The 12,164-nt window shown below is 48.1% G+C and carries 7 protein-coding genes; 4 read left to right on the top strand and 3 right to left on the bottom strand.

What is annotated here, in order from left to right:
• Positions 1-51 precede the first annotated feature (51 nt).
• The 3 genes from ACOJTG_RS21775 to ACOJTG_RS21785 are packed head-to-tail and all read right to left on the bottom strand — an operon-like array spanning position 52 to position 6,641.
• Positions 52-4,476, bottom strand: coding sequence for a C25 family cysteine peptidase (locus ACOJTG_RS21775; protein ID WP_420155736.1), 4,425 nt, complete (start codon positions 4,474-4,476; stop codon positions 52-54).
• Positions 4,477-4,485: 9 nt separating this feature from the next.
• Positions 4,486-5,646 carry a hypothetical protein gene (locus ACOJTG_RS21780; RefSeq protein WP_420155737.1) on the bottom strand — a complete coding sequence of 387 codons (1,161 nt, stop codon included), beginning with the start codon at positions 5,644-5,646 and terminating at the stop codon, positions 4,486-4,488.
• The gene (locus ACOJTG_RS21785; protein WP_420155738.1) at positions 5,643-6,641 is read right to left on the bottom strand and encodes an acyltransferase family protein; all 999 of its coding nucleotides are present in this window, start codon (positions 6,639-6,641) and stop codon (positions 5,643-5,645) included. The genes ACOJTG_RS21780 and ACOJTG_RS21785 overlap by 4 nt, the downstream gene beginning before the upstream one ends.
• Before the next feature lie 252 nt (positions 6,642-6,893).
• On the opposite strand from ACOJTG_RS21785, the gene ACOJTG_RS21790 reads away from it, so the two are divergent.
• From ACOJTG_RS21790 to ACOJTG_RS21805, 4 genes are all read left to right on the top strand, one after another.
• The gene (locus ACOJTG_RS21790; protein WP_420155739.1) at positions 6,894-7,235 is read left to right on the top strand and encodes a PadR family transcriptional regulator; all 342 of its coding nucleotides are present in this window, start codon (positions 6,894-6,896) and stop codon (positions 7,233-7,235) included.
• A 58-nt stretch (positions 7,236-7,293) separates the two neighbouring features.
• Positions 7,294-9,777, top strand: a complete 2,484-nt coding sequence (locus ACOJTG_RS21795; RefSeq protein WP_420155740.1) for a PspC domain-containing protein — start codon at positions 7,294-7,296, stop codon at positions 9,775-9,777.
• 156 nt (positions 9,778-9,933) lie between these two features.
• On the top strand, positions 9,934-11,421 hold the full coding sequence (locus ACOJTG_RS21800) for an NAD(P)H-hydrate dehydratase (RefSeq protein WP_420155741.1): 1,488 nt from the start codon (positions 9,934-9,936) through the stop codon (positions 11,419-11,421).
• A gap of 153 nt (positions 11,422-11,574) precedes the next feature.
• A complete protein-coding gene (locus ACOJTG_RS21805; protein WP_420155742.1) occupies positions 11,575-12,090 on the top strand; it encodes a DUF4136 domain-containing protein in 516 nt (171 codons plus the stop codon).
• Positions 12,091-12,164: the final 74 nt, after the last annotated feature.

Raw genomic sequence — 12,164 nt, forward strand, 5'->3', positions numbered from 1 at the left:
AGCAAGAAGTCCGACGCAGTACTGCTTCGGACTTCTTGCTTTTATAATGTACTAGCGAACGATAACCACGCGACCCGTTGCCTTAAAAGCTGGATCAATAATTGGATAGGATTGACCGTTCTGACTCAATTTTAGTCGGTAGATATACGTACCGGGCGGAAGTCGGTTACCTTGATGATCGGTTCCGTTCCAGAAATATTCGTTAGCTCCTACTCGCAGAGGCTGGGTTTCGTTACTGAGGATACGCAGCAATTGGCCCTGAAGCGTCATAATCTCAATGGTCATGGCATCGGGTACGCTGTCGCCCGTCAGTACCAGGTTAAATCGGGTATAGAGTTCCAGCGGGTTTGGACTAACCATAAACTGTTGGAGTCCCGTTTCCGCTTTAACTTGAAAATGGATGGCGTAAGGCAAAGCTCCCGCATTGTTACCGGCAACATCGCTACCCTGGGCTTGGAAGAAATACGTGCCCTCGGCCAGATTTTTAGGTTGGTAGGTTACCCGGAATTCATTCCCTGCCAGTGTATCCCATTTCATGTTTGGGTTTTTGTAGGAAAGGCGTTGCAACGCACCTTCGGGTTGCTGCCAGTACAAGTTTACGCCTACCGTATCCTGTTTAATGGCGTATTTATTGGAATCTTTCACGCGAACGACGATCACCGGATTCGCCGAAACATAATCCCCTTCGCGGATCGTTCGGCCATCAAACGTCACTTCCAGCGTCGGTGCCGTACGGTCGGCCTGCACGTTTAGAGCGAACGTAACGGTATTGTTGGTATAGCTTACTTCAGGTAACACCTGGGGATTGACGCTAATCGAAAGACGATTTTCACCAGCCTGCAAATTCCGGTACGTCAGTGACAGGGGAATCGACTTAGCCGCGGGTACCCGGTATTGTTTCGTGGTGGTTACACTGGCCGCGGCATTCGTGAGGGTTTCGGTGACCAGCAGCGAATCGGTAAAAGTGGCGGTACTGAGTACATTGAAATTCAGGGCCTGCGTAAACGAAGCTCCTTCTTCCAGCGTCAGCGGTAGTGTGGACAGGTACGAAGTACGTCCCTGTACGTACAAGGCTCCTTCCGGAACACCTTGATACGAAACCAGCCAGCGTTTCAATTGTGGAGCCGTAGGACCACTGATTTTTTCCCGCAATCGCAAATACGGATACTGTTTGGCATCAATCTTACTGATGTCAATCAACGTTGAGGTGAGATTGGTGATCAATAGGGTTTCAGTACCTCGGGCGTCTACGCCGTATACGTCCAGGGAAGACTTTTGCTGCGTATTTTTAGTAACCTGCTGGCGAATGGCACCCCAACGAGTGGTAGGACCAATGAGCGAAGAGGTCAGGACACCCGCCGTGACCGATCCCGAAAAATCCCAGCGGCCGTTTCGCAACAACACCTGATCAGTCAGTACGTTTTCGAACTGCGTCGATTGACTTTGAGCCCAGCCGTCTTCCACGCCTTTGATATACGTGAATGAATACGTGGACCACTGGTTGGTACCGCTCACGGCCTGATCGGCATCGCGTACCCGCCAGTAATAGACGGTGCTGTCAGAAGCAAGCAGAGCAACTTTCCAGCCTTCGGCATTACTGGAAGGCAATGTCGTTGTTTTCTTGAATGTACTGGTGAAGGCTGCCGATGTATCCAGTTCGAAGAGGATGTTGCCCGATGTTACGCTGGCATTCGTTGGCGTATATTCCGCCATCAGACGAGCCGTTGGCGTACCGTTTTCCTGCGTACCGACAATGGCAAAATCGTGGGGTAGGACAGGCCGGGCCAACGAACCGGGTAGAGCCAAACTAAGGAATGCTTTGTTGTTTTGTTTGTTTAATTCATCAATTTGGTTGGTCGCATCGATCGTCACATCAAAGCGGTTGGTACCGCCGCTGTTGGCTGCATTGGCTACGGTGAAGTACAACGTATCCTGATAGGCGACCGGGGCGTACTGACGCGAACCCAGGTCGATTTCACGACCGTTAGAGAGCGTTCGTTTCAGACTGATGCTAAATGACTTGGCTAGGTTCCGACCGAGGTTACTCACCACCATGCCTACGCGGAAAGAGTCGGCACTGGCTACGACTTCTTTTCCATCAAATCCTTTTAGAAATAGGCCAGAATTAGTAACGGCGTAGTCGGGTTTCGTATAGGGAAAAGGAACAATCGCGGGATCACCCTGTAGCACAAACTGTTGAGAGTGACCCAAAGCCATTTCACCAGGATAGGCTTTTAAATAGCTACGAATCGCATTAAGTAAGGATACTCCAAACGATTGGCCCAGACCCAATTCGTTTTTGAACATCTGGTCGTAGAGGGCCGTGGAATAGCCGTTCAGATAGGTAGGAAAACCGCTGAAACTGGTCGCAAGAGCCAGGATAGCCCCCCGATCAGCCGTATTCACCCAATCGGAGCTGAGGGGTACAGCTGCCAAGTTGTTATCGAAAATGTTACCAGCGTCACAACCATTGATGATCATGATCGGGTACTTCCCTTTATTCCGGTATCCCAGCGACTCATTGGTCACGTATCCTACATCGATGTCGGAGATTTGAGCAGCAGCGTGACCAAAAAAGGTAACAATGCCTAAACCTTGATTGACGGGACCTGAGATATTGATAAACTCAACCGGATCATCCGTTTTTTTGGAAGTGATGGATACTTTTCCGCCTAAATTATTCTTTTCTGCAATCGTCTTGTAGCTCTCAACGTAGTTGCGGAATAAATTGAGTTCGCCCGTAGTTTTACCCCCACTTAAGTGAAGAAAGGATTTACGCCATAAGGCAGGTTCCTGATGTTCGTACTCTTTTACTTTATTTAAATAGGCTAATACTTCATTGGGCGTAGTAACGCTCAAACGACCCACCGGGATGCCCGGAATGTCTTTTTCGCCCGTTAGTCCTTCCACCGTAACCCAGTCAGAGCCGGGCCAGCCACCAGCGGGCACGAGATTATTTTGGTAAAAGTCACCGATGAAGCGATAAAACTGGGGAGCTATGGTCTTGCCTATCAAAAAGAGGTGCTCGGGTTTGCCGTTTTGAATCATGTAATCCGCAAAGTGTCGAATGGCCACGCCACTGCGTTCTCCGTAATTAAATTGATTGGCTAATAAATCAATATCTACTACCAGCGTATCGTGTTTGCCACCGGCTGCCGAGGCCCGATAGGCAGCGTATTCTTTCACAATGTCGGCGTAACCACCCGCTGGTTTCTGCAAACGTTTATTGGTAACAATGAGGTAATTGCTTTTCGTAGGATCAATCTTACGGAAACCGATGCGTTGAATCGTAGCTACAGTTCTGGTTTCTCGATTCACCCAAAGATTTCGACCGGAAGTAGTCTGTGGAATGACCGCCGATAAAACGCCATTGGTTAAGGTACCGCTAATGCGGCGAATCTGGTCCGGCTGGGTGATGTCATAAATTTGATCGCTTCCGGTAGCGGAGCCAAGCTGGATCAAGGAAGTGCCCGTCGTATTGGCCCGTAGCCGCAATGTTTTACCCATACTCACGCCCTGCATGGTGAGGGCTTGGGGGTACGAAAGTTGCGTATAAACGACGTAATTAGACTCATTTTCAAAGGTTCCTTTGGTAGAAAGAACATTTAAAACGTGTGACTGGGCCGATACATCCGTCCACTCGAGGTCAGTCTTGAATAACTTGAGATCGTAATTGGTATAGGCAATTGTTCCCAAAAGCCGGTTCTGAGTCGCACTGATTCCACCCCGAATTTCAAGTTTATGCGGATCAGCGGTACCTCCATACACAGACAATTCTAATATAGGTTTATCGCCTGCCGTATAGGGATTGGAAAGCGAAAAGGTATAATTCTTACTTTGTCCATTATTGATTCGTGCATCTGTATACCCTTTTCCAACTTCATAAGAGCTAATCGTCATTCCTGAAAGATAACGTACGCCAATTGGATACGTAGGACCGACGGGATAACCCGCTTTAAACAACAGAAGCTCATCCTGCCAATGAAAGGGTTCGGCTTGCAAGGGTCCCGGAGCTTGAGCCGCTACGGTTTCCATTCGTTTTCCAGGTTGATTATCAAGTCGGTAGGTTAAGTAGTAGTAAGTCGTATCGCTGAATAAACTTACTTTCGGATTCGTCTGAAGCTTCGGGTCCCGGTATAGCGAGGCATCCCGGCTACCGTCATTGGGAACGCCGTAAAATTCAACGTAGTCGCTGGAGTCAAACTTTCCATCCGCTTGCCCATTTACCGTAATAGCCTGCTCCGTACCTTGTTTGAAGAGTTGGTAAGAGGCGGGATTCTTTTCAACCGGAAACCCAGCTTGTCGTAGCTGATCATAAGGAATACGGTAAACGCCTTTCTCCCAGACCGGAATTTTGAAATACGTCTGTTCGTAGTTAATCCATTCATTACCAAATCGGCCCTGCTGGCCGTAGCTTCGGCTGAATAGCAGCAAACCAATAAGAATAATATATAAAGTATAACGGTTGGCTAACATACAGGTGAATTATAGATTAGGGATAATAAGTTGGAATAAAGTACGCAATTTAAACAATTCTTTGGGTAGTAAATTCGTAAGCGGAATCATTATGAAAAATACGAGTATGGGTGTTTTTACTTTTGCCCACTGCTTTGCTCGTAGGGGGGAAGAAAGCCAGTCCAAGGCGGCTAGGCACCCCAGTAACGTAGCCGGAGCCAATAGCCGATAGTTCAAGGGATCAAACGGGCTGAGGAGGCGTAAAGAGGTAATGATCAAGCCATACAAGCCTCCTACGTAGAGGTATATACTGGGTCTGGAGAGGCTAAACGATACGTCTTTCCAGGAGTAAATTTTAAAAAGGTAAGTCAAGAGAATTACTTGTATCCCTAGGGCTATCCAAAGCAGTGTATCCTCCACGGGAGCGTCCCTCAGTAACACAAACTCGTTGAACCATCCTTGAGCAATTCCTCCTAAAAGAGTGGGTAAAGGTTCCGTTTCCACGAAGCGTGCACCACCCCATAATGAACTACCCTGCCAGAGGTTTATTCCAAAATACAAGCTATAGCCTACTGCTAACGTACTGGCCATACGTAACGACCATTGAGCCCGGCGGTATGATTGGGTGTACTGAAAATACGCGGCTGCGATTGCCAAACTCACGCCCACAAAGCCACCGATGTAACGTACTAGGAAGGCAGCATAGCTTAAGCCAAGAAAATAAAAGGAATTAGCTGACTCATGCTTCCAATGGTGATAGAGTTGCAAACAAACCAACACCAGAATGACGATAAACAAGGTTTCTGACCAGGTATAAACGGCCATTTTCGTAAAATACCCCAGAGCGAAGCCTAGAATGTAGGCCCGGTCACCATAGGTTCGGTGTAGTGCGTACAGGAGTACATAAAGAGCTAGGAGGTTGACTAGTTTAGAGGCCCAGAGAAGCGAAACGGGCAGTAGTAAATGCACGCAGGCAATACAAGCCGAGTAGCCCAGGGGCCAAAGGGCATTCCAGCTACCGTGCCATTGATACCCTTCTCCGTTTGATAAAGCTAAGGCTGATTCCAGATAAGCGTACGAATCCGGCGAGCACCCCTGGTTGGGGGCGAAGGGAATGATTCCACAAATCAGTAAGGTGTAAAAAGCCCCCAAAACCAGTAGCTTATACCCTGGAGAAAAGACGAGCTTCATGCTAGATACAACGTTCTGAAGAGAACATGTTTAAACTTTTTTTGGAAAAACTTCTCCACCGTATAGTGAAAAAGGTAGGCAAAGGCGATACACAACAGAACCCCCAGCATTAAAATAAGCAAGCGAGATTCGAGGCTTGTGTAATAGCGGCTGGTTAAATGAGTGAAACGGGTACCGATGGGTAAATGAGTTAAAAACAAAGCATACGAAATCTGACCCAAAAACCGAGGGAAGCGAAACGATAGCCGAAAAACAACAACGAAGAACGCAAACAATACGCCTAACAAATGGACGAGATCGGATCGGTGCGTGTAGGCCGAAATGCATACCAAGGCAAAAAACGTCCACCAAAAAGTCGAGGCTGTGATTGGTGTACGGTGCCGTTGCCACGCTAAAATTCCCAAAGCAAATAAGGAACCGTCGTGGAATACGGAAAGGTGATTATCCGTAAAGATTCCTAAACTGGATAGCAGTACCAGCCCGATGCTTTGCTGGGTAGGAGAAGCTTTCAAAAAAGAAGGTGCGGCTAACCCTATCAACAGATAAAACTGCCATTCTACAAACAAGGTCCAGTACGAGGCATTCAGAAAAGGGTAATCAAACAAAGAGTTGAGGTGTACTAAGTTGGTGACTATGACGGGAAAGTTGAGCTGAAAAGCAGAACCCGCGTAATTGGAAGCAGTAGAAGAAAGATAGTTGAGAAAAACCACTAGCAATACGGAAAGGATAAAAGCGGGTTCTAAGCGTACGTAACGTCGTTTTAGAAATGAACCAAGGTTACGCCATTGGTACTGTTGATCAGCTAAAGATTGAATAATGACATAGCCGCTAATGATACGAAAGACCAGCACATTGAATGGATTGTGGTACAGGAGCCGTACCAGCACAAATTCCGGGGGAAATAACTGATCGGTCCCCAGGTGCAATACGCAGATCGACAGCGAGGCTATTCCCCGAAGAGCATCAATATTCTGTAGTCGCTGGGTTGGTGTCATGACGGCAAAAGTAGAAGGTTTTCCTGAAAAGAACGCTTTTACTACTCACTTGCATTTCATCCCGTATTTGAGCCATTCTTCCTATATATAGGCAGGAATAAAATTATTTTGCCAACTACCTTGCATAACAAAGTACCTGCTATTACTTTTGTTTCAGAAACCGGATTAGGCTTCGGGAGGAATAGCCTGCTCAGTCCACTTGATCAAGGAATGAAATGAGCTCTTCCCGAACCTGTTTAAACATCACGCGAAATGAACCTGGAAAATGCTCAAGTGCAAATGCGGAAGGGAATCCTGGAATACTGCATTCTGCACATCATCTCGCGGGGAGAGGTCTACGCCTCTACTATGCTCGAGGAGCTGACTGCGGCCAAAATTATGGTCGTAGAAGGTACTCTCTACCCGCTTCTTACCCGCCTAAAAAACTCGGGTTTGCTGGATTATAAATGGGTAGAGTCTTCTTCCGGGCCCCCACGAAAATATTATATCCTGACTGAAAGCGGCCGCCTGTTCCTGTCTCAGCTACAGACTACTTGGGAAGAACTTCAGTTTTCAGTAAATGAAATTGTGGCGAAAGAATCGAAGGGCGAATAAGACCAACGGCGTATCCCGTTCCTGTCTGCTATCATGCTAACATTCAGTCATTGAACCAATGAAAAAGACCATATCCATCACCATTGCGGGAGTTGTTTTCTACATCGAAGAAGACGGCTACGACCGCCTGCAAGGCTATCTGGAGTCCATTAAACGCTATTTTTCTTCGTACGAAGGCAGTGCCGAAATCATCGAGGACATTGAAGCCCGGATCGCCGAAAAATTCTACGAAAAGGTCAAAAAAGATGAAAAACGGGCCATCACCTCCGAGGATGTCGAGGAGTTGATTCAGGCCATGGGTACGGTAGCCGATTTTGAAGCCTTGGAAGAGGATGAAGATTTCGGTACGCCTAAAGCCTCGTCGCAGTCCACGTATACGACGGCAGGGGCTACCCAAACGACAGTTCCTCCGGTTCAGAAACGCCTGTACCGCGATACCAAACGCAAGGTACTGGGCGGCGTCTGTGCGGGGATTGCTCATTACCTGAATTTCGATCCACTTTGGGTGCGGCTGGCGGCTCTGGTGCTGTTCATTGGTACGCCCGTCTTCGGTGGAATGTCCGGTTTAGGCGATGTTTTTGGTCCCCTCAGTGGCATTATATTTATTATCTACGTGGCCTGCTGGGTATCATTCCCCGGTAATGCCAATCTGGAAGAAGATGAAAAATTACGGAAACTCTACCGGGATCCCGAAAAAAAGGCCTTAGGTGGAGTTGCCGCCGGGGTTGCTGCCTACACGGGTTGGGATCTGGGAATCATTCGCTTTGTTTGGGTGCTGAGTATTCTACTGTTTGGCTCAGGTCTTATCCTGTACTTCGTCCTTTGGATCATTACGCCACAGGCGAAGACCCTTACCGATCGCATGAAAATGCAGGGGGAGCCCATTACGCTTACCAATATTGAAACTAACATCAAGAAGACGCTGAACGTAGAAAATCAGCCCGTAGAAAGTACGGCTACGAAGATTCTACTCTTCCCTTTTCGGGCGATTGCGGCCGTTTTTGAGGGCTTAGGACCGTTTTTTAACTTCCTGTTTGTACTCATTCGCATTGCCGCTGGTGCGATGTTGATCTTGATCAGTTTGGCCTTTATTCTGGGACTGGTAGTAACGCTGGGCGTTGCTCTGGGTCTTTCCGGCCTCGACCACTCCCGTATGGGCATGGATATTCCCGTGGGTCTGTTAAGCGATGCTTCACCGTGGATGTTTGTATTCAGCTTTTTGGGATTAATCGCTCCAGCTATTGCGTTGGGTATCGCTGGCTTGTCCTTACTCGGTCGTCAGAATTACTTCCGGCCCGTGGTTTGGCAAACGCTACTGGGCGTCTTTCTAATCGGTACGATTGGGTCTTCAATCATGATTCCGCAGTACGTAGCTAATTTCGCTCGACGCGGTACGGTTGAAAAAACGACATTTTTACCCACGGCTCAAACGCCCGTCTTCGACATGAACGACGACGATTATGATGATCATCGCAACGGTAGCCTAACCCTGGAAGCCTACGAAGGAACGGAAATTAAATTGATTGAAGAGTTTTCCAGTCGTGGTCAGAGCCGAAAAGAGGCCGAACGTTTTGCGTCACAAATCACGCACAAAGTCAGTCAGCGGGATTCGATCATTGCCTTTGATCAGTATTTTGATCTACCCGAAGGTACGCCGTTCCGGGCTCAGGAACTCCGGATGAAGCTGTACATCCCGTACGAAAAAACCTTCAGTATGACGGAGAGTTTCGCCCGTTACGTAACCAATGTTTTCCCTCGGCAGCTTTTCGATAACAATCAGTTTGAAGGTTCTCTCTGGCAATACACGCGGGATGGCGAACTGATTTGCCTGAACCGTAACGTTCCGCAGGAAGAAGAAGATTCCTACAACCAGGATGAGAATGATCATTCGTACCAGAGTGAAATCGGACGGGGTACGCCTCAGGAATATAACCTAGATGGCTTCTCCAAATTGGATATTTCTGGTGGATACGCCGTCGAAGTGAAACGCGGAAGCAGCTACAAAGTGACGGTATACGCTGAGAACGAACGCCAGCTCGATGATATAAACGTACGGGTTTCGGGGAATACCCTGGTGATCAATCGTAAAAATCGACTTGGATTCGGTTTCCGGAATCGGCGTCAAAGCATTCGGATTGAAATGCCGGAACTGGAAAACGTAGAATTCACCGGAGCCGTATCAGCCATCGTGAAGGGTTTTGATAATGTCGGTGCCATTGAACTGACCGGAGCTTCTAAAGCCACGTTCTCGGGACTTAACGCCGAGAAAATGGAAGTAACGGTACACGGAGCTGCCGGACTTACCTTACTGGGCTCGGCTCAGATACTCAAGGCGGATGTTTCCGGAGCCTCACAACTGGAAGCGTTTTCACTCAAAGCTAACGAAGTGGAAGTAGATGCTTCCGGAGCTTCCAAAGCTCATGTGATGGCCAATACCATACTGAATGCCACGGCTTCCGGAGCCAGCCGGATTCAGTACAAAGGCAACGCGAAAGTGGAAGAAAATCACTCAGGAGGCAGTTCAATAGACCGCGAAGAGTAAGATTTTAAACGAGTACATTGCGTATTACCCTGCTTCGGTCCGCTGGCCGAGGCAGGGTTTTTTCGTTAATTGCCTCGATTATCAGCGATGCAGACCTAGAAGGGGAGCTTGAAATTCTGATCCGTAACGGCAGGCCGATTAACTCAATACGTAAGCATGAAACTTTTCACCGTAGAACAAATACGCCAATGGGACGCGTATACGATCACAAATGAACCCATCACTTCGGTGGATTTAATGGAACGGGCCGCGGGGGCGTTTACCGAGTGGCTGCTGCGTACGGGACTGGCCGAGACGCACCGGGAAATTTTTATCCTCTGCGGTATGGGTAACAATGGCGGGGATGGACTGGCGATTGCCCGGCTCCTGTATCAGGCGGGGTATCGGCCTCACGTGTACGTGGTTCGCCATTCCGAACGCAGTTCAGACGACTTCAAGATCAACCTGCAACGTTACGAATCCCTCGCTAGTGTACAGTGGTTAGAGGATCCGCAGACCCTGCCTTTGAATGAAACGGGTATAATTATTGATGCTCTGTTAGGTTCGGGCCTAACAAGGGCCGCTTCGGGTCTATTGGCTCATACCATTCAGCAAATCAACGCCAGTAAAGCAGAAGTAATCTCTGTAGATATTGCTTCGGGTCTCTTTGCCGATCAGGCGAATGGCCCGGATGACGTCATTGTACAACCCACGCATACGGTAAGTTTCCAGGTACCGAAATTAGCTTTTCTTCAACCCAAGAATGCTCCATACGTTGGGAAATGGCATTTAGTAGAGATTGGCTTAAGTCAGGTTTACGTCGAACAAACGCCCAGTCCTTATTTCTATACTGATACTCGGGCTGTACCCATACTCTCAGATCGCGAGTCATTCTCCAATAAAGGAACGTTCGGACACGCTTTGTTGATGGCTGGTAGCTACGGCAAAATCGGTGCCGCCGTACTGGCTTCCCGGTCCTGCTTGCGGAGTGGCGTGGGATTACTGACGGTGCAAGTACCCCGTTGTGGTTACACGATTATCCAGACTTCCGTGCCGGAAGCAATGTGTCTGACGGACGAGCACGAAACGGAATTAACGCAACTCAACGAGTTAAGCAAGTACTCAGCGGTGGGCATTGGCCCCGGTATGGGTCAGGCGAAAGCAAGTCAGCAATTACTTCGCCAATTGATCACTCAGGCTCAGGACATTCCCTGCGTGATCGACGCGGATGCTCTCAATATTTTGTCTCAGGAGCGGGATTTGTTAGAACAGCTACCCGCGACGACAATCCTGACGCCTCATCCGAAAGAATTTGAACGCTTGCTGGGAAAACCCTGGAAAGATGATTACGAAAAATTGCAACTGCTTCAGGATTTTAGTACTCGCTACCGGGTAGTGGTAGTACTGAAAGGACAGCATACGGTCGTAGCCTCGCCCGATGGCGAATTCCATTTTAATTCTACGGGTAATGCCGGAATGGCAACGGGTGGTACGGGGGATGTCCTGACGGGCGTACTGACCGCCTTACTGGCTCAAAAGATAGAACCCAAAGAAGCGGCTATTCTGGGTGTATATCGGCACGGGGAGGCGGGTGATCGGGCCGCTGCTCGCCGGGGGATGGTTGCTCTTACCGCCGGAGACGTAGTGGAGGGCCTACGATGGTAAGTGTAAGGGACTGATCATTTGGTATTTATATTTATTTTTAATCTCTTTAAAACACAGTCGCAGACTATTTAAATTTTAATGTTACCAAATTGTTAAATTTTAGTGAATTAATGGTTAAGTTCGGGTCTACGTCATAATTAACGCTGACTCGCGATGAAAACATTTATCTATTTGGTTGCTTGCACGCTGCTAATCTCTGCCTGTACAACGAGTAAAGTACGAGTCGATACTACTTTGGACGAACAAGTTTCATTAGCCTATAACCGTACGTATTCTATCCTGAAAAGTTCTGATTTAAAGAACCTGGGGGAATATGAACAGGGAATTATTCTACAGGAAATTGAAAAGCAGATGAATGCCCGCGGTTATAAAGCCATGGAAGAAGGAGGGGATTTATCCGTGCTGTTTTCCGTGTACACGGACCAGTTTAAACTCAAGCAAAGCAATCCTGCTTACGCGAATCAAAAACTGAAGAAAGGTACGCTGTTGATTCATCTGGTGGATGAAACGCTCAACCGCTCCGTGTGGATGGGCTATGCTTCAGGCCTTTTTGAAAAAGAAACCACGTTATCCGAACGCGAATTACGCACGGCTACCCGGCGTATCATGGATCAGTACCCGGCTTTGGCCTACGGCTACGCTCCGGTGAAAATGATCGTGAAGCAGTAAGGAATCGTTAGCTATTCTAAGGAAAAGAGCCCCGATGGAGAATTGGTCCATGTCGGGGCTCTTTTTATGCGTAT

The sequence above is a fragment of the Siphonobacter sp. genome (genome assembly GCF_048595215.1).
Classification (GTDB): Bacteria; Bacteroidota; Bacteroidia; order Cytophagales; family Spirosomataceae; genus Siphonobacter.

Bases quoted from the DNA above. Each gene is read 5' to 3' on its own strand.
- ACOJTG_RS21775 (WP_420155736.1), bottom strand. From the start codon at position 4,476: ATGTTAGCCAACCGTTATACTTTATATATTATTCTTATTGGTTTGCTG.
- ACOJTG_RS21780 (WP_420155737.1), bottom strand. From the start codon at position 5,646: ATGAAGCTCGTCTTTTCTCCAGGGTATAAGCTACTGGTTTTGGGGGCT.
- ACOJTG_RS21785 (WP_420155738.1), bottom strand. From the start codon at position 6,641: ATGACACCAACCCAGCGACTACAGAATATTGATGCTCTTCGGGGAATA.
- ACOJTG_RS21790 (WP_420155739.1), top strand. From the start codon at position 6,894: ATGAACCTGGAAAATGCTCAAGTGCAAATGCGGAAGGGAATCCTGGAA.
- ACOJTG_RS21795 (WP_420155740.1), top strand. From the start codon at position 7,294: ATGAAAAAGACCATATCCATCACCATTGCGGGAGTTGTTTTCTACATC.
- ACOJTG_RS21800 (WP_420155741.1), top strand. From the start codon at position 9,934: ATGAAACTTTTCACCGTAGAACAAATACGCCAATGGGACGCGTATACG.
- ACOJTG_RS21805 (WP_420155742.1), top strand. From the start codon at position 11,575: ATGAAAACATTTATCTATTTGGTTGCTTGCACGCTGCTAATCTCTGCC.